We start from the raw sequence: 17,819 nt of genomic DNA, 5'->3' as shown, positions 1-17,819 counted from the left end.
AAGCACAGAGCAACCGTCATTTCTTCGCATCGATCCCGTAGCTCTTCATCTTGCGGTAGAGATTGCTCCTTTCCAGCTCGATGGCGTCGGCGGTCCGGGAGATGTTCCAGTCATTTTCCTCCAGTTTCTGGATGATGAATTCCCGTTCGAATTCTTCCCGCGCTTCGCGAAGCGAGTTGGGTTCCTGAAGGCTTCCATGCCCCTCGCGGCCATGGGGCGCTCCTGCGATGGAATCGGGAATTTGCTCCGGGGTGATGACTTTCCCCGGGGTCATAATGACGAGCCTTTCGATGATGTTGCGCAGTTCCCGCGCGTTCCCGGGCCAGTCGTATCCCTTGAGGATCTCCACCGTTTCGGGAAGCATCTTCTTGCGCTCCTGCCCTTCGCGCTGGGCAAATATGATAAGGAAGTGCTCCGCCAGGAGCGGGATGTCGTCCCGGCGCTGGCGCAGCGGCGGCACCGCGAAGGGTACCACGTTGAGACGGTAGAAGAGATCTTCGCGGAAGGTCCCGCTCCGGATTTCTTCGGGAAGATCTCTGTTGGTGGCAGCGACAATCCGCACATCCGCCTCCATGGTTTTAGTCCCGCCAACCCGCTCGAATTTCCCCTCCTGGAGGATGCGTATCACCTTTGCCTGGGTTTTGAGGGACATGTCGCCGATTTCGTCCAGGAAGATGGTGCCGCCGTCGGCCAGGTCGAATTTACCCTTTTTCTGGGCTACCGCGCCGGCAAAGGCTCCTTTCTCGTGGCCGAAGAGTTCGCTTTCGATGAGCTCCTCGGGAATGGAGGCGCAGTTGATTTCGACAAAAGGCTTCTCCCGCCGGGGACTCCAGTGGTGGATCGCCCTGGCCGCAAGTTCCTTGCCGGTGCCGTTTTCTCCGGTGATGAGGACCGACGCGTCAGTGGCGGCCACGCGTTTGATCTGCTCCCGGAGATGGACTATGGCCGGGGTTTTCCCCACTATCTCGTGCCCCTTGAAGGCTGCCGTGCGGAGCGAGTCGTTCTCGGCCTTGAGGCGCCTTACGTCGAGCCCGTTCTTGACGGTAACCAGGACTTTCTCCAGGGAGAGGGGCTTCTCGATGAAGTCGTAGGCCCCCAGCTTGGTGGATTTAACCGCCGTTTCAATGGTGCCGTGGCCGGACATCATGATCACGGTGAGCAGGGGGTGAAACTCCTTGAGGGCCTGCAACGTCTCGAGGCCGTCGAGTTTCGGCATCCAGATGTCGAGGAGAACCAGGTCGGGATTCTCCTTCTTGGCCATGTCGAGGGCTTCGAGCCCGTCCCGGGCGAAGATGGGGCGGTATCCCTCATCTTCCAGGATGCCCGCCAGGGCCGTGCGGATATTCTGTTCGTCGTCGACGACGAGGATGGTTTCGTTCATGGGATATATCCTTCTTAGTAGTATTCATTCACCTGAGTACCCCCTCTCCCTGACCCTCTCCCACACAGGGGAGAGGGAATTAAAGGCTCCCCTCCCTTTGATGGGAGGGGGTGGGGGAGGGTGCAAGGAAGAGAATCATGCCGTTACCGGCAGCTCGATGATGAATTTCGTCCCGCAGGGGGAGTTGTCCCGCACGCGGATGAAGCCGTTATGGTCGGCGATGATCGTACTGACGATGGAGAGCCCCAGGCCGGTCCCCGATGCTTTCGTGGAGTAGTAGGGCTCGAAGAGGCGCGGCTTGTCTTCCGGCGAAATGCCGTGTCCAGTGTCGGCAACGGTGATTACGGCCATCTTCAACTCGGAGTCGTAGCGGCTTTCGATGTCGATCTCCCCTTCGTCCCCCACGGCCGCCACGGCATTGTCGAGAAGGTTGATGAAAACCCTTTTGATCTGGTCCCGGTCAAGCTGAAGGACCGGCAGCTTTTCATCGGCATGGAAGCCGAACGCAATGTGCCGGTGTCCCTGGCTGAACAGGGTGAGCGCCTCGCGGATAATTCCGTTCAGGTCGTTGGGGGCGGGGTTTGAGGCCGGCATCCGGGCGAAGCTGGAGAATTCGTCCACGAGGGTTTTCAGTTCATCCACCGATTTTACGATCATGGCGGTGCATTCGTCGAAGACGGCGTCTTCGGCGCCGAAGCGGGGGAGGTAGCGCTTGCGCAGCCGCTGGGCCGAAAGCTGGATCGGGGTCAGTGGGTTTTTGATCTCGTGGGCGATGCGCCGGGCCACTTCGCGCCAGGCCGCCATGCGCTGGGCTTTTATGAGCTTGGTCATGTCGTCGAATACTACGACCGTTCCCAGGAATTCGCCGTTTTCGTCCCGCAGCATGGTCAGGTTGAAGAGCAGCGTTGCCCTGGTGTCGCGGAGCGGGAGCGTTACCTGGCGGCTGAAGGTGTCCTGCTTCGCCAGGACCATGTCGCGCAGAATACCCTTGATGGTGTCGATCTGGTCCTGCTGGAGAACGTCCCGGAAGTTCTTTCCCACCACGTCGCGGTGGGCGATCTGGAGGTGCTCCTCCGCCGACTTGTTGATGGTGGTGATGACGCCGTGGCGGTCCACCGAGATGACCCCGGCGGCCACGTTCCGCAGCACGATCTCCATGTACCGGCGCCGCTCGTCCAGTTCATGGTTGCTGCGGACAAGTTCCACGTTGGTCTGGCGCAGGGCCTGCTGGTGGTTGCGGAGATCTCCGGTCATCTTGTTGAAAGCGGCCACCAGTACCCCGAATTCGTCGCTCCCTGCCTGCTCCAGCTGCACGTCAAGGTTTCCTTCGGCCACCTGGCGGGTCGCCTCGGCCAGTTCCTTGATGGGGGTCGTGAGGGTGTTGGCCAGGTAGATGCCGAACCAGACCGCCAGGAAGACGATGACCATGGTGATGAGGAAGAGGGTGAGTATGTATCCCGCCCGGATCGGGCTTTTGAGAATCTTCAGCTGCCGGAACTCCTCATAGGAGCTGGTTATCTCGCGCATCTTCTCCACAAGGGAGTAGGGTACGAAGTAGTTAACCACCACCACCCCGACCACCTCGTCGGCCCGGTAGGTGGAGTAGATGGGCATGATGCCGCGGATCAGGTCGGCCTTCCCCACGGTGTTGACCCGGCTGAGTTCCTTGCCGTTGAGACCTGCCTTGATGTCTTCGGAAGAGGGGTTCGTGAACTCGCCGATGGGAACCCCTGGGTTCGATGCGCGGACTAGTTCTTCGTTCTGGGAGGAGTACACCTCCACGATGCCCAGGTTGTATTCCTGCTGCTTCTGGTGGACCAGTTCCCGGAGCTGGGGAAGGTTGTCCTCGTTCAGGAGCCGTCCGTCCCTGATGGTGTTGCTTATCTGGCGGCCGTAGTAGAGGGCGTTGGCGGCCGAATTCTTATAGTAGGTCTGGGCAACTTCCAGGGACTCGGCAAGGGAGTTCTCGATCCGGGTGTTGAACCAGTTGCGGATGCTCTGGTTCACGTAGGTGGCTGAAACCACGAAGAGAAGCATCGTCGGAATGAGGGAGAGCCCCATGAAGGCGATGACGAGCTTGGTGCGGAGGTTGGCCCCCAGGGCCTTGTTTCGTCGCTCCATGAGGAGTTTGGCCACGTTGCGGAAGACCATGTAGATGAGAAGGATGATAAGGAGGAGGATGACGTTGATGATGCCGAAGATGAGGATATTGCTTCCCATCGGCACGTCGGAGCTGATGTTGGAGAGGTGGATCTCCGCCCGCATCAGCACAATAATCATCAGCACCGACACGGCGATGATTATCGCCTCCCGCCGCCGCTTCTTCCGTTCCTGCTCCGGCGGGGAAATCATGTCTGGTATGTGGTGCTTGTTTATATCCATGGATGCGGCATCCTGAGTGTGGCGAAAATGCAACAGTGCCACTCTATACAACTGGGCCCATTAATGCAAGAGCTGAAAATGTTTGAAACAAAGATGCCGGGGCGGGGTGTTGGTGAGCGGGGGACCTGTAAAGGTTTAAACGAGCGCAGTTTTTTTGTTTGCATTAACTAATTAGTGTGCAATAATGTGTCGTTTTTGTCTCCGTGTTGTGGCTGCAGTGGTAGCCGTGCAATTCCGTCACCCTGCAAACCGGTACCAGCACCGGAGACAAACCATCTAGAACTGTGTAAAGACGGAGGAGAGAAGGTTTCATGAGGTATTCGATGTTATGCGCCTTACCTGTTATTGTTCTGGTGATGCTGCTGGGCCAGTTCCGCACGGCCGCGGCCTGGGCCGAAAGCATACGGGTGAATGGTTCGGGCAGTGCGCTGTATGTGATGAAACCCCTGATTAAGGCATATGCCCAAGCCCATCCCGGCGTTCGCGTTGAAATGGAGAAGCCCTTGGGGAGTTCCGGGGCCATAAAGGCCCTCCTTGCCGGCATGTTGGATATTGCCGTCAGCAGCAAGGTTCTGCAGCCGGACGAGATGTCGCAGGGCTGCATATCGATTGAGTACGGCAAAATGCCTTTGGCTGTGGTTGCGGGGAAAAATGTGCTCCGAAAGAATGTCACCACGAAAGAGCTGGAGGATATCTATTCCGGAAAGGTCCTGAAATGGGCTAACAGTGAGCCTGTGCGACTGATCCTGCGACCCGATGCCGACATCGACACCAAAATCCTCGAGGGGCTGTCGCCGGGGATGGGGAAGGCGGTGAGGGACGCTCACGTGCGTCGCGGGATGATCGTGGCGGTCACGGACCCGGAATCCGATGAAATGGTCGCAAAGATTCCAGGGGCCCTGGGCGCTGCGGCACTGTCGGCGATCCTGGTGGAGAAGGCATCCTTCAGGGTTCTTGCCCTCAATGGAATAATGCCGTCAGTCGGGAATTTGGCCAACGGAACGTATCCCCTGGCAAAGGATATCCGCTTCGTCACCACAAGAAACAGTTCTCCCGCTCTCCGGAGATTCATCAATTTCATCTATTCGCCCCAGGGAAGGGCCATTGCCGGAAAGGCAGGCGTGCTCGTCACGGCAAAGGGCGGAAATACACTGTGAAAACCCGTTACAAGAGCCTGTTCCGCATTACCACCCTGCTTGCGGGTGCCGCCACTATTGTTGTGTCGGTTCTGATACCGGCAGGCTATTTTCTGGTCTCATATAAATTGTTGGCGGGGAAACTTGAAATCCAGGCCGAGGTCAATTCACGGGTCATCAACAGGATGGTAACGGCAAATCCCACGATGTGGCGATTCGAGGAGAGCCGGCTCATGGAGATGATGGAGCGCCGATGTCAGCCGGGAATTCCCGAGGCGCGGCGGATTATGGACCCCCGGGGGAAGATTATCGCGGAGAGTGCGGACCATCTGCGGCCGCCGCTGGTTTCCCGGAGCCAGCTGGTCTACGATGCCGGCCACGTGGTGGCACGGATTGAGATTTTCCGCTCCCTTGCCCCGCTGGTTCAGGAAACCGCGCTTGTGGCTGTGGGTGCCATGCTGGTCGGAGGGCTCTGTTTCATGGTGCTCCGCACGCTCCCCCTGCGGGCCGTCCAGCAGTCGGACCACTCCCTGGCGGAAAGCGAGGCGAAATATCGTTCCCTCTACGAGTCCATGAGGGAAGGGATGGCGCTGCACAGGATCATCTGCGGCAAGGATGGGAATCCCGTGTCGTTCGAGGTGGTCGACATCAACCCCTCGTGCGAATCGATACTGGGGATGGGGAAGTCGACAATTGTCGGCAGGGACGGGAGAGAATTTTTCAATGGCGCTTTGATGGGCCACTTTGACGAGATAGTGCGTGGCGCCGATACCGGAAAATCCTTGATGTTCGAAGTGCCGATGCCGGGGGGAAGCCTCATCTTTGACGTATCGGTCTTTTACCCCGACATGGGATACTTTGCGACCCTGTTCGAAGATGTCACGGAGAGGAAAAAGTCGGAGGAGCAGATTCAGAGGCTTGCCTACTTCGACACCCTGACCGGGCTGCCGAACCGGGCCCTGTTCTCCGACCGGCTGAGCCAGGCCCTGGCCGGTGCCGTGCGCGACAACAGCAAGGTCGCGGTTCTCTTTATCGACCTCGACGGGTTCAAAGTCATCAACGACAATCTGGGGCACGCCCAGGGAGACGTGCTCCTGACGAAGATTGCGCGGCGGCTGAGAGAAAGCGTCCGGCGCAGCGACACCCTTGCCCGCCTCGGGGGGGACGAGTTCACGGTCCTCATATCCTACACCGGCGAAGAGCGCAATGCCGCACACCTGGCCGAGCATCTTCTCGAAACTATTTCACCCCCCTGCGAAATAGGGGGGCACATTGTCTATACGACTTCGAGCATCGGCATCGCCATCTTCCCCGATGACGGCAGGGATGCGGAAACGCTCCTGCGGTGCGCCGACATGGCCATGTACGCGGCCAAGGATGCCGGGCGCAACGGTTACCATTTCCACTCCCAGGAAATGAACTGCAAAGCCCATGAGCGGATGGAGCTGGAAACGAGCCTGAGGCGGGCCTTGGAGCGGGAAGAGTTCTTCCTGGAGTTCCAGCCCATCATCAGGGCCAGCGGCGACTGCCTGGTCGGCGCCGAAGTCCTGGTGCGGTGGCAGCATCCCGTCAAGGGGCGGGTCATGCCGGGGACTTTTATCCCCGCCGCTGAAAACTCGGGGCTAATACTTCCCCTCGGCGAGTGGGTGATGCGCAAAACGTGCGAGAAGATATCCGAATGGCGAAAGAACGGACTCCCACCAGTGAAACTGTCGGTCAATGTTTCGGGGCGGCAGTTCGAACAACGCAACTTTGCCGCGATGGTTCGCGACATCCTGGAGGAAACGGGCGCCGACGGTGCAAGCCTCCAACTGGAGCTGACCGAAACCAGCCTCATGAAAGATGCCGAAGCCACCGCCCGCGCACTGCACAGTCTCCGGGAACTGAACTTGAGAATTGTTGTCGATGACTTCGGGACGGGCTATTCTTCCCTGGGTTATCTAAAAAACTATCCCATCGATCACATCAAGATCGACGGCTCGTTTGTCCGGGACATATGCGACAACCCGGACGACCGGTCGATTGTGGAAGCAATCATCGCCATGGCGGACAAGCTCAACCTCAACGTGGTGGCAGAAGGGGTCGAAACCCGCGAACAACGGGACCTGCTGCGGAAGCTCGGCTACCAGGAGATGCAGGGAGCATTCTTCTACCGGTCATTGCCCGAAGAGGCGTTTGTGTCGCTGCTGCGCAATCCCCGGTTCAGCACGCCGCTACGGGGCTTTGATTTCCTCGCTTTTGGACCGGAGCTTTTTCAGGAGGGCGGGGTACCCTTCGTTCACGATAAGCCTGTTGAACTGCCCCCGGTAGTTTGAGACGAGGCTTACCCCCTCGATCACCACGTCGTAGGCCAGCCACTTGCCTCCCTTTTTCATGAGGCGATAGTCGAGGGAATACTCGTCACGCTTGACGGTGACCACCTTGGACTTCACCTCGGCGTACTCTCCGTCGATCCGCTCGTTGAGGTAGATGATCTTCTCCTGGTTGTACGATTCGATCTTGCCTGCGTAGGAGTTTTCCAGAAGCGTCTCGAAGAGGGAGACGAACTCCTTCTTCTCGGCGGCGCTGCGGTCGCGCCAGTGGCGGGCCATGGAGCGCTGGGCCATCTCGGCATAGTCGAAGATGGCACCGATGGCCTTTTTCAGCTCCTGGCGGCGTTTCTGCTCGTTCTGGGGCTTCTTCATCTCCTTGTCGGAGACGATCCGCACCACCTCGTCCACGGTTTTTTTCACCGTTTCGGTGGGGCTTGCCAGAGCAAAGGCCGGTCCCCCCAGGGCGAGGGCGATGAAGAGGATGGGAAAGGCAAACCATTTCATGACGGAAGTCCCTCCATACAATTAATTATTTTTCCAGGGGCATGGCTCCTACGGCGTAATCCAGGTTGGCCCGGGACATTTTCTGGTTGTAAATGGACTGGAAGTAGCCGGCCCGCATCCGGGCGTAGTTCTGGAGCCCGTCGAAGAGCTCCTTGGCCGGACCGACGCCGAAGTCGAAGTTGGCCATGGCGGATACGATCCACTTTTTGGCGTTGGAGTATGCGTCACGGGTGGCGTCGATGCTCTTTTCCGACTCCTTAAGCTCCAGCCACGCCTTTTTCACCTGAAGGGGGATGTTGTTTTCGGCGTAGACCCTGGTGGAGAGGAGCCGGTTGTACTGGGCCCGCTCCCCGGCCACCTTCGAGCCGGTGATGCCGAAATCGAGCTTCCACTTGACCCCCAGGGCGATCCCCGACCAGAAGTGGTTGAACTCATCGGTGATGAAGGGGTTGTCGATGCGGCTCCGCTCCGGCGAGTAGGCCCCGGACAAAAGCCCTGCCAGGAAGATGTCGGGGTAGTAGGCTGCCTTTGCCGCTTCCACCAGGGCTTCGCGGGCCTTGAGCCCCTCCTTCAGCTGCTTGAATTCGGGGCGCTTCGCCCGGGCTTCGTCCATGTAGACGGCGAGGTCCGCCACGGTCTCCTCGTCGGGGACGAGGCGCTCGGTGGCCACGTCTACCGGCGCCTCCGGCGGCAGGCCGACACGGGTGCGCAGGGCCGAGAGGGCCAGGGTTTCGCCCTTGTCGGCCTCGGCCAGGTACTTCCCCACCTCGCCGTTGAAGGCGTCCAGCTTGTAGATGTCCAGTTCCTCCACGTTGGGGGATGACTTCTCCAGAAGCTCCTGGGCCTTCTTGCGGGCCTTGTCCAGGTTCTCCCGCACTTCCAGAACCACTTCGCGCATTTCCCTGGCCAGGAGCACCCCGTAATAGTACTCCTTGGTCTGGAGGGCCACTTCGTTGCGCCGCTGGTCCTTTTTCGCCCGGTCCACCTCGATGCCGTGGGTGGCCGCCTTCATGCTCTCGCTGATCTTGCCGAAGGTATAGAGGGGCTGGACCAGGGTGGCATCGGCCCTGGCGAACCAGGTTAAGGAGTCGGTGTCGTTCACCTCGTCAGGCGAGTACACCTGATCCCCCCTTGCCTCGGGGACGGGCCCGAAGAGCCCCTGCATTTCGATCTGGGGAAACCGGTAACCCTTTGCCTCTTCCAGCCTGGAGAGCGCCAGTTCGATGTCGGCCTGGGACTCGCCCAGCTCCGGGGCCGTTGCTATGGCGCCCCGGATGCATTCGTCGAGGGTGAGGACCTTTGCCGACGTTGCCGGTTCGGCTGCCGGGGCCGCCGAGAGGGGAAGGGCTGCCAGGCACCATGCCAGTGCAATTGTGTGGAGCGTTCTCATGGAAGTTCCTCCTCCATTATTCGACTTTGCCGTGGATGTACTTGCTCAGCAGTTCCTCCAGGTCCACGGCCGCCTCGGTCTCCCTGATCCTGCCGCCGTTGGCCAGTATTTTTTCCGAGCCCCCCGGCTTCAGCTTGATGAACTTGTCGCCGATGATGCCGCTGGTGCGGACCGAGGCGATGACGTCGTCCTGGAGCTTAACCCCATTGGAGATCCGCAGGTAGACCCGGGCCCGGTCGCTGTATTTCGGGTCCAGCTCAATCCGGTCCACCCGGCCGATCTCCACCCCGGCAATCTCCACGGCGGCCCCCTTCTTGAGCCCCGAAACCGAATCGAATTCGGCATAGACCTCGTAGTGATTCCCTCCCACCAACTCCATCTTCCCCAGCTTCACCGACAGCCAGGCGAGGCAGAGAATGCCGATGGCTACGAAGATTCCTACGATCAGTTCGAGCGTGATCTTTTTCATGGCGTCACCCGTTTCAGATGAACTGGATTGGGCCTTCAAGGCTGCCGCTGATGAACTGCCGCACCACCGGATGCTCCGAGCGCCGGATTCCCTCCGGCGTATCGGTGGCGATGATCTTTCCCCGGTAAAGCATGGCCACTGAGTCGGAGATGTCGAAGATCTCCGGAATCTCGTGGGAGACTATCACCGCCGTGTAGCCGTAGCTCTCGTGGGTTTCCCGGATGAGCTGGTGGATGGCCCGGCAGATGACCGGGTCAAGCCCCGTGGTCGGCTCGTCGAAAAGTACGATCCGCGGGTTCAGGAGCAGCGCCCTGGCAAGCCCCACCCGTTTTTTCATCCCCCCCGACAGCTCGTCGGGATATTTTCGATCGATCCCCCGGAGCCCCACGTTCTCCAGGGCGTCGTGGACCCGGTCGCTGATCTCGGCCCGGGAGAGCCGTGTCTTCTCCTCCAGGGGGAACGCCACATTCTCGAAAACTGTCATGGAGTCGAAGAGGGCCGCGTTCTGGAACAGCATGCCGAACTTCTCCCAGACCCGGTTCATCTCGAAGCGGCGCATGGAGGTGATGTTGTCCCCCTCCACGTGGACCTCGCCCCGGTCGGGCCGCATGAGACCGATCATGTGCTTCAGGAGCACGCTTTTCCCCTCGCCGCTGGGGCCGATCACCGCCGTGATCTTTCCCTGCGGGATCTCCAGGGAGAGGCCGTCCAGCACCACCTGGGAATCAAATGATTTGTGCACGTCAACCAGTTTAATCATAAGTCACAACATTACCGACGTGAGGAAGTAGTCCCATACCAGCACCAGCACCGACGACATGACCACCGCCTCGGTGGTGGCCCGCGAGACCCCCTCGGCGCCATGGCCGGCGTGGTATCCCTTGTAGCAGCAGACCCAGGCGATGATGCCGCCGAAGGAGATGGACTTCACGATCCCCGACCAGACATCCTTCCACTCCACGCTCCGCTCCATCTCGTGGAAATAGGCGCCGGGGTTCACCCCCAGGAGCTTCACCCCCACCACATAGCCGCCGTAGATTCCCACCACGTCGAAGATGGCGCACAGGAGCGGTACGGCTATCAGCGCCCCGAGAATCTTGGGAGACACGAGATATTTGAAGGGCTCCAGCGCCATGGTCTTGAGGGCGTCGATTTGCTCGGTAATCTTCTTGATGCCGATTTCGGCGGTGATGGCGCTGCCGGCCCGCCCCACCACCATGAGGGCCGTGAGGACCGGTCCCAGTTCCCGGATGAGGGAGAGGGCAACCGCCGAGCCGAGCAGTCCCTCGGAGCCGAACTTGGCCAGCGTGTAGTATCCCTGGAGCCCCAGGACCATCCCCGTGAAGGCGGCGGTGAGGACGATTACGAAGAGGGACTTTGTCCCGATGAAGTGAATCTGCTTGAATATATGAATCGGCTTGCCGGGGCGAATGACGATGTTTACGAGGGCCAGGACGACAAAGATCAGCATCCGGCCCATTTCCCGGACGATGAAGATGGTGGCGGCGCCAAGTTTTTCGAAAAATTTGCGGAGCACGGCAATCTCCCGCCGAATCTGAATGATGAGGGAAAGTATAGGCCAAGAACGTCCGATGTAAAGATTAGGGGGGTACGAGATCGTGGTGCAGGAGGGGACTGGCTCACCATCGTCGGGAAGAAGCCGGGAGAGGGGTGCATGGCGGCCCAGTCGGTGACGCCGCCCTGTCATCCCGTGGCGATCCGCAAGAGCGGCAAGCGGCAGTTCCGACGTGACCTGCCCTCCCCTCAGTTTTTCAGGCGGTCAAGGAACAGGCGAAAGAGTTCTTCGATGAACCGAAGCTGGCCGGTAAGCGAATGGTCGTCTCCCACCAGAAAGAGCCGCGCCTGGGTTCGGCGGGCGAAGCGAACGGCGTTTGCCATCGGGATGACCTCGTCATCCCAGCCGTGGACGACGAAGGTTTGCCCTGCCCGGGGCATCGGGTCCGTTTCGGCATAGCCGGGGAGATAGACGGCCGGTGCCATGAGGAAGAGCCCCGCCGGTTTCACCTGCCGGGAGGCAACCGTTGCCGCATATCCGCCCATGCTGGAACCGACGAGGATAATGGGGCGCGCTTCCCCGGAGCATCGTGCCACGAGTCTGCGGACCCGCGCCTCCGGGTCGGTGAGATCGGTGTAGTCTATGCTCTCGACGTCAAACTCCCGATTCTGTGCTACGGTGGCCAGTGCCGATATTTTGATGCCCCAGGGGCCGCTTTCTTTGCCGTGGGAGAAGATGACAAGGCTGCGGCTCACGGGGTGGCCCCGTTGAAGGAGTTTGCCGGGTTGACAGGATGGATGATGCATGTTGCAAGTGTCATTACAAGTGCTCCGGGAATTTGGGGGATTGCTTCGTGTGTGAGCATAGGGAATTCTAAAGGGCTGCGGCGAAAATGCAATTAATCTTAAGTAACATTTTGGCAACTTCAATGATTCAATGTGGTTATGCGGTGCTGATGGTCGCCTGTTGCGTTTCCTGGCACATTGCGTACAATGCCTTCGAGCAACCGGGCCGGAATGGCCCTATGCCGGTTTTCCGGTGGAGGGAACGGGATTTTAATGGATGAACTGAAAGCTTTAGGGTGGAGTGACTGGTTTTTCGAAGGCTTTGCCGGTGGGACGGGTGACGCCGGGACCGTGGCGAGGGTGACGGCCGAATTGCGGGGAGAGTACCGGCTGCGGGGCGCCGGGGGGGAATTCACGGCGCAGCTTGCCCCACGTCTCCGCAAGGGGGCTGCGGACCGTCTCGACCGGCCGATGGTCGGCGATTGGGTCCTGGTCGAACCGGGGACCAGCAGTGCCGAGGTGACGATTCATGATATTCTGCCACGCCGGACGCTCCTTGCCCGCCGCGGCGCCGGAGGGGGGGGCGAGGTCCAGCCCATCGCCGCCAATGTCGATCTGGTCTTCATCGTCATGGGGCTCGACGGCAATTACAACGCCAGGCGTCTCGAACGTTTTCTCGTGGCGGCGCGGGAGAGCGGCGCCGAGCCCATGGTCATCCTCAGCAAGTCCGACCTCTGTGCCGACACGGCTGCGCGGGTGGTGGAAGCGGAGGCCCTTTCCCACGGCGTGCGCGTGGTCCCGGTGAACTCCCTGGACGGTGATGGCGTGGCGGTGGTGCGCGAAGCCCTTGCACCGGGGGTGACGGCCTGTTTCGTCGGTTCCTCCGGCGTAGGGAAGTCCACCCTGGTAAACCTGCTGGCGGGGGCTGATGTCATGGCTACCGGCGCCGTGCGTGAGCGGGATGCCAAGGGGCGCCACACCACCACCCACCGGCAGATGCTCTTTCTCCCCTGCGGGGCCATTGTCATAGACACCCCCGGCATGCGCGAATTCGGCCTTTGGCAGGCGGGTGAGGGGCTCGATGCTTCGTTTCCCGAGATTGCCCAATTGGCGCAGCAGTGCCGGTTCCATGATTGCAGCCATGCCCACGAGCCGGGATGTGCCGTGCGCGATGCCCTGGCGGCGGGGGAAGTGGATCCGGGGCGCTATGCGAGCTACCTGAAGCTGAGGAAAGAGGATGAGGAGGGAGCCGTGCGGGACGAAGTCGCTATACGGCAGGAGCGCAAAGGGAAAAAACGGCGGATTGCCATGGACTTGCGGGTGGTTCTGCGGACGAAAGGTAAAAAGTAAGGTTATGCCACCCGCCCCGCCCGCAGCACCAGGGGCCATGCCACCTGCCGGATGTGGGCCGGCTCCCCCCATGCATTAGCCAGTTTTCCCCCCACCAGTTCCAGGGGATCTTTCCCCTCGACCCGCCGGTATTCCTTCACCGCCGACCATGTTTCGAAATAGCCCATGAGGTGCCCCAAATCCCATTCCGCCGTCATGGCGAAGGGGGGAGCCTCGATCTCCGCAAAGGGGAAGGGGAGGGTGCGGTAGCCGGCGTCCACGTGGGCCCGCTCGGGGGGCCAGTAGGGGCCGATTACGTCGCGGTAGAACCGGCCGACGATCCGGTCAATCTCTTCTTCGATGGCAAGAAGCCCATAGGTGAAGGCGGCGAAGACGGCGCCCTCCCGGGCCACCCGGCGCACCTCGGGATAGAACCGGCCGAAATCGAACCAGTGGAGGGCCTGGGCGGCGATGATCAGATCGACGCCGGCATCGGGGAGGCCGGTCTCTTCCGCCGGGGCCACCCGGTATTCCACCCGTTCGTGGGGCATCGCGTTTTCGATCTGCCCGGCGCTGGGGTCGATGGCGTAGACCCGGCTGAAGTGCTCCGCCAGGGCAATCGACGCCTGGCCGGTGCCGCAGCCGCAGTCCAGGGCCGCTTCGCGACGGGACGGCAACCCGGCCAGCCAGGCAAAGAGCTCGTCGGGGTAGCCGGGGCGATAGGAGCGGTAAGCGTCGGAGCGTTCCGAGAAATAATCCTTGAATTGCTGGGTCATGGGGAGGTTACCTCGCCGCGAATCCGCCGGCAAAATCGATTACGCAACTTGTTTCAAATACCGGGTGGGGACCGCAGGCGATCCCCGCCACCTTGAAATCGGGGGCGAATACGTTCTTCCGGTGCCCCCGGTCCGGAACCCCGTCATCTATGATTAGCTGCATCGCCACGCGACGGGCATCGTCGGGGCCGTAGCTGATGTTCTCGCCGATGGTGCTCTGCCAGCGGCCGATGCGTTCGGCGCGGGCACGCATCTCCATTTTGCCCGAGCCGTGCCCCAGGGCTCCCGTTCGGGCCTGTTCCCGGGCCAGTTCGGCGGCGACGCGGGCGAGCCCTTCCGACCAGGCCAGGGGGGGGATGGGGCGCTGCCGTTCCAGAAACCGCACCGCTTCATCCACAGCAGCAATCCCCTCTTTCGTGACATACCTGATCCGGCTTCCCGGCGGTATGTGATACTTCCCCGAGAACTGGGACCGGTAGACGCGCAGATGTTGCGCATAGGCGCGAGGATTGGTCCTGGCAGCGTTCAGTTCGGCAAGTACGGCCGTGGGGAGATCGTCTCCGGCTGCCGCATGAAACGGCAGCGCGAATAAAATAGCGGCCATGGACAGCATTCGGCCTATGGTGGTTATGGGCATGGCGTTTCCTTCCCGCAAAATGGCAGTATCCGGAGAAAAGATTACCGGTTCCCGTGCAACAAATCAAATGAAGTAAAGGACACCGCTTGCGGGAATGCGCTGCGACTCATGTTGCGGTTATATGAATACAAAATAATGTTTTGAAAGAAGTCCTTCAGTCTGCCCGGTTAGTTCCGATATAATCCGGTAGGGAGGGAGTTATGGATACCTATATTATTGATGCGGAACTTGAACACTATTTCGGCGAGCGCCTCTCATCATCCAACAGGGAAGCCCTTCGCCGACTCTACATACGGGCAACTTCCCGCTTCAGCGGCGAGGAGCTGGAGGAATACAAGCGGCGCCTCAGAGCCCATGCCCGGGCTTATGCAAAGCTGGGGCGGATGCTTCAGTCACCTTTCCGCCATATGGAAACGGCGCTCTTCATGTCGAGCCTGACACTGTTCGTGGCCGGAGTAGTGATGTTCGTCAGCGGTTCGTTCCCGGCCATGGTTGCCTGTTCCACTGCGGCCGGCTTTGTGGGGATGATCGAGTGCTACCGCAAGCTTGCCGAGCACTGGTGGCGCTACGGGGTCATGGAGGCCGTCTACCGCGAGCTTGCCGAGAGTCTGACGGAAGGCTGAATGCAAAAGGCGCCCCGCGGGACGCCTTTTTTGTCGGGCAGAAACGTCAGCGGCGTTTCCTCAGCCGGGTCAGGCCTATTATAACCCCCGCGGCACCGAAGAGGGCGAAGGTGGATGGTTCCGGGGCCGGGTAGATTTGGGCCGTGCCCGTCCCCGCAAGGGTCCAGGGCGAAGCCTCCGGTTGGAATATGCCGAGCGGATTGATGGAAAGATCGCTGGTGATGGCCAGTTGAGTCGCGACTCCCTTCTCCGGGTCGTCGGCGTTGAGGATGGATGCCAGGCAGTGACCCGTGGCGTTCGTCATTACCTCCAGGCCGGCAAACGCCTGGCCGATGAGCGCCCCCTGCATGAGGTCGGCCAGGGTCACGGTGGGATCGGTGTGACAGTAGAAATAGCCTGAACTGCCGATCCCCGCCGAGAGGAAGGGGAGCCCGTCGGTTGCCGCTGCCATGCCGTTGGCGAGAGATCCCGCCGTTGTGTAGGCGGTGGCGCCGCTTCCCTGGTCCAGCCACAGGGCCAGCATCTCCCCCGGCGCCAGGATTTCCGCGAGATTTATCGAACTTGAACCGTCGGAGAACGCCACCAGATCCGGACTCCCGAATTCCACATGGGCCAGTGGCGACGTCGGGACGAGCGGATCGTAGGCAAATCCACCGTCAACCGGGTATGGCGGAACGCTCAGGACTTTGTGGGCGTAAACCCCCGTCAGTTGCGCTTCGGGGCCCGCAGTAAAGATCGTTTCCCCTCCGGCCGTGATCCGGTTCACGGATATAATGCCCACCAGATGGTCTCCCGGTGCCAGGTCAAACCCCGCCTTCCTGGTTCCGTCCGCCCCGAAGACACTCTCCACATAGCTGAATTCAAGCGTGTTCAAAGCATGGGACTGGAGGACGGTTGCCGATGCTTCCAGTGCCGTGCCTGCCACCAGCCCCGCAATAACCGCAAACAACACCCCGATTCTTTTCACCCGTCTGCCCTCCCTGGCAATGGATTTCCGCCCGCCGCGCTGCATGCGCGGAGCCAGAATCCATAAGTTTCAGTAATCCCGACCGGTTATGGCCGGCTGACGAGTTGTATCATGAAAAATTATTAAAGGGAAGGGGGTCACTTCATCAGCAGCAGGCTCAGGGCCATGACGATCATCCCCGACACGAGCCCGAGCAGGCTGTCGTGCCCTTTGCCGTAGGCCTTGCTGGTGGGGAGCAGTTCATCGAGGCTGATGTAGACCATGATTCCGGCTACCCCTCCGAACGTGAGCCCCATGACCTGGGGGGGGATCGCGCCGCCCGTCAGCAGGGTGAGCGCCAGGAACGCCGCTCCGGCCCCCACCGGCTCGGCCATGCCGCTGAGGAGCGAGTAGGCGAAAGCCTTGCGCCGGTCGCCGGTGGCGTAGTAGATGGGGACGGAAACGCTGATCCCCTCGGGGATGTTGTGGAGGGCAATGGCAAGGGCGATGGCGGCGCCGAGGCTTGGGTTCTCCAAGGCCGCCAGGAACGTGGCGAGCCCTTCGGGGAAATTGTGGATGGCTATGGCCAGCGCCGTGAACAGCCCCATTCTTGCCAGCCTGCTCCGGTCGACCCGGTGGTCATGGCTGCCGGCGCGGGCCTCTCCGGCCAGCGGGTCAGCCGTGTCGAATACCGGCCAGGCGGCTGCCGCATCGTGGAGGGGCGCCGTCTCCTCCTCCGAATGGGTCTCGTGGGGGTTCTTCGCCGCCGGCACCAGGGTGTCGATTAGGCCGATCAGGGCCATGCCGCCGAAAAACGAGCCGGTGTTTATCCAGTGCCCCAGCCTTTCCCCATAGGGTATGGTCAGGGCAGCAAGCCCCTTCGGCATAATCTCCACGAATGACACATAGAGCATCACCCCCGCCGAAAAGCCCGTCGCAACCGACAGGAAGCGGTAGTCGGTCCGCTTGGCGAAGAAGGCGATGGCGCTGCCGACCCCCGTCGCCAGGCCGGCCAAAAGGGTCAATCCCAGTGCATACCAGATGTTGGACATGAATTAACCTTGATTGATGGGCGTGAACCGGTCAGGTGAAAGTTTTATAGCATCCCGTCAAGATGTTGCAATCCCCATGGAGTTCCATTGCAGAGAATATTCTTCAGCATGTTGGGGAATACTGTTCAGTTTCATGGATATTTCCAGTGGTCTGTTTTTGGAAACCTCCTGTTTTCAGTATGTTGCGTTTTGGTACGCCCTGTGAAATGGAGAAGGGCAAGAACAACGGGATTGCCCCGCTAATCCCATGACAAGGAGAAAACGATGAAAAAGCTCATGGCAACCGCACTGACCCTTACCCTCTTTTCCGCCATGCCCGCGCTGGCCCTCCAGCATGGTGATACCCACAAGCAGATGGATGAAAAGTGCGTCAAGGAATGCGAAATGATGCTGAAGAACTGCGCCCGGGAGACCGACAGCCTCCAGCAGAAGATTGCGCGGCTCAACAAGGAAATCGCCAAGGGGACAGCCGTCTACTCAGTGGATGAGTTGAAATCCCTTGAAACCAAGCTCAAAGAAGCGAACCTCATCCTGAAAAACCTGATCGAGAAGCAGTAACCCTTTCCCATCAACGGCCCTGG

Annotated in this window: 17 protein-coding genes; 5 read left to right on the top strand and 12 right to left on the bottom strand. The window is 60.3% G+C overall.

Features of this window, described 5'->3' with window-relative positions; genetic code table 11:
- Window positions 1–16: 16 nt before the first annotated feature.
- Together JZM60_RS01725 and JZM60_RS01720 are read right to left on the bottom strand one after the other, a co-directional pair.
- Window positions 17–1,381 carry a sigma-54-dependent transcriptional regulator gene (locus JZM60_RS01725; RefSeq protein ID WP_207163827.1) on the bottom strand — a complete coding sequence of 455 codons (1,365 nt, stop codon included), beginning with the start codon at window positions 1,379–1,381 and terminating at the stop codon, window positions 17–19.
- Window positions 1,382–1,516: 135 nt separating this feature from the next.
- Window positions 1,517–3,763 (bottom strand): sensor histidine kinase, encoded by a 2,247-nt coding sequence (locus JZM60_RS01720; RefSeq protein WP_241426331.1) that lies wholly within the window; start codon window positions 3,761–3,763, stop codon window positions 1,517–1,519.
- Window positions 3,764–4,074: 311 nt separating this feature from the next.
- On the opposite strand from JZM60_RS01720, the gene JZM60_RS01715 reads away from it, so the two are divergent.
- Both JZM60_RS01715 and JZM60_RS01710 read left to right on the top strand, forming a co-directional pair.
- Window positions 4,075–4,920 carry a substrate-binding domain-containing protein gene (locus tag JZM60_RS01715; RefSeq protein ID WP_207163826.1) on the top strand — a complete coding sequence of 282 codons (846 nt, stop codon included), beginning with the start codon at window positions 4,075–4,077 and terminating at the stop codon, window positions 4,918–4,920.
- A complete protein-coding gene (locus JZM60_RS01710; protein WP_207163825.1) occupies window positions 4,917–7,214 on the top strand; it encodes a putative bifunctional diguanylate cyclase/phosphodiesterase in 2,298 nt (765 codons plus the stop codon). Before JZM60_RS01715 ends, JZM60_RS01710 begins: the two co-directional genes overlap by 4 nt.
- Here JZM60_RS01710 and JZM60_RS01705 read toward each other — a convergent pair.
- From JZM60_RS01705 to JZM60_RS01680, 6 genes are read right to left on the bottom strand one after another with little or no spacing between them, the layout of a single operon-like run.
- Window positions 7,113–7,715 carry an MlaC/ttg2D family ABC transporter substrate-binding protein gene (locus JZM60_RS01705; protein WP_207163824.1) on the bottom strand — a complete coding sequence of 201 codons (603 nt, stop codon included), beginning with the start codon at window positions 7,713–7,715 and terminating at the stop codon, window positions 7,113–7,115. The genes JZM60_RS01710 and JZM60_RS01705 overlap by 102 nt on opposite strands.
- 25 nt (window positions 7,716–7,740) lie before the next feature.
- Window positions 7,741–9,105, bottom strand: a complete 1,365-nt coding sequence (locus JZM60_RS01700) for a TolC family protein (protein WP_207163823.1) — start codon at window positions 9,103–9,105, stop codon at window positions 7,741–7,743.
- 16 nt (window positions 9,106–9,121) lie between these two features.
- Entirely contained in the window at window positions 9,122–9,574 is a 453-nt protein-coding gene (mlaD, locus tag JZM60_RS01695; RefSeq protein WP_207163822.1) for an outer membrane lipid asymmetry maintenance protein MlaD, read from the bottom strand.
- A 13-nt stretch (window positions 9,575–9,587) separates the two neighbouring features.
- A complete protein-coding gene (locus JZM60_RS01690) occupies window positions 9,588–10,334 on the bottom strand; it encodes an ABC transporter ATP-binding protein (protein WP_207163821.1) in 747 nt (248 codons plus the stop codon).
- 3 nt (window positions 10,335–10,337) lie between these two features.
- Entirely contained in the window at window positions 10,338–11,282 is a 945-nt protein-coding gene (locus JZM60_RS01685; protein ID WP_277603777.1) for an MlaE family ABC transporter permease, read from the bottom strand.
- Window positions 11,283–11,338: 56 nt separating this feature from the next.
- Complete coding sequence (locus JZM60_RS01680; RefSeq protein WP_207163820.1) at window positions 11,339–11,845, bottom strand: YqiA/YcfP family alpha/beta fold hydrolase; 507 nt, start codon at window positions 11,843–11,845, stop codon at window positions 11,339–11,341.
- Between the two features lie 303 nt (window positions 11,846–12,148).
- Between JZM60_RS01680 and rsgA the strand changes: the two genes are divergently transcribed.
- Window positions 12,149–13,225, top strand: a complete 1,077-nt coding sequence (gene rsgA, locus JZM60_RS01675) for a ribosome small subunit-dependent GTPase A (protein ID WP_207163819.1) — start codon at window positions 12,149–12,151, stop codon at window positions 13,223–13,225.
- Window positions 13,226–13,227: 2 nt separating this feature from the next.
- Here rsgA and JZM60_RS01670 read toward each other — a convergent pair whose 3' ends face one another.
- Both JZM60_RS01670 and JZM60_RS01665 read right to left on the bottom strand, forming a co-directional pair.
- Entirely contained in the window at window positions 13,228–13,980 is a 753-nt protein-coding gene (locus JZM60_RS01670; RefSeq protein ID WP_207163818.1) for a class I SAM-dependent methyltransferase, read from the bottom strand.
- A 7-nt stretch (window positions 13,981–13,987) separates the two neighbouring features.
- Window positions 13,988–14,617 carry a CAP domain-containing protein gene (locus tag JZM60_RS01665; protein ID WP_241426330.1) on the bottom strand — a complete coding sequence of 210 codons (630 nt, stop codon included), beginning with the start codon at window positions 14,615–14,617 and terminating at the stop codon, window positions 13,988–13,990.
- A gap of 200 nt (window positions 14,618–14,817) precedes the next feature.
- Between JZM60_RS01665 and JZM60_RS01660 the strand changes: the two genes are divergently transcribed.
- On the top strand, window positions 14,818–15,240 hold the full coding sequence (locus tag JZM60_RS01660) for a GSU0071 family protein (RefSeq protein ID WP_207163817.1): 423 nt from the start codon (window positions 14,818–14,820) through the stop codon (window positions 15,238–15,240).
- Between the two features lie 46 nt (window positions 15,241–15,286).
- Here the strand turns inward: JZM60_RS01660 and JZM60_RS01655 are convergent, their stop codons facing one another.
- Together JZM60_RS01655 and zupT are read right to left on the bottom strand one after the other, a co-directional pair.
- Window positions 15,287–16,207 (bottom strand): PEP-CTERM sorting domain-containing protein, encoded by a 921-nt coding sequence (locus tag JZM60_RS01655; protein WP_241426329.1) that lies wholly within the window; start codon window positions 16,205–16,207, stop codon window positions 15,287–15,289.
- Window positions 16,208–16,344: 137 nt separating this feature from the next.
- Window positions 16,345–17,238: a zinc transporter ZupT gene (gene zupT, locus JZM60_RS01650; protein WP_207163815.1), complete on the bottom strand. Its 894-nt coding sequence runs from the start codon at window positions 17,236–17,238 to the stop codon at window positions 16,345–16,347.
- A 264-nt stretch (window positions 17,239–17,502) separates the two neighbouring features.
- Between zupT and JZM60_RS01645 the strand changes: the two genes are divergently transcribed.
- A complete protein-coding gene (locus JZM60_RS01645; protein ID WP_207163814.1) occupies window positions 17,503–17,796 on the top strand; it encodes a hypothetical protein in 294 nt (97 codons plus the stop codon).
- The last annotated feature ends 23 nt before the right edge of the window (window positions 17,797–17,819 follow it).

The sequence above is a fragment of the Geobacter benzoatilyticus genome, from assembly GCF_017338855.1.
Classification (GTDB): domain Bacteria; phylum Desulfobacterota; class Desulfuromonadia; order Geobacterales; family Geobacteraceae; genus Geobacter; species Geobacter benzoatilyticus.
Note: the sequence above shows the minus strand (reverse complement) of the source record. Positions and strands in the feature narration are given on the sequence as shown.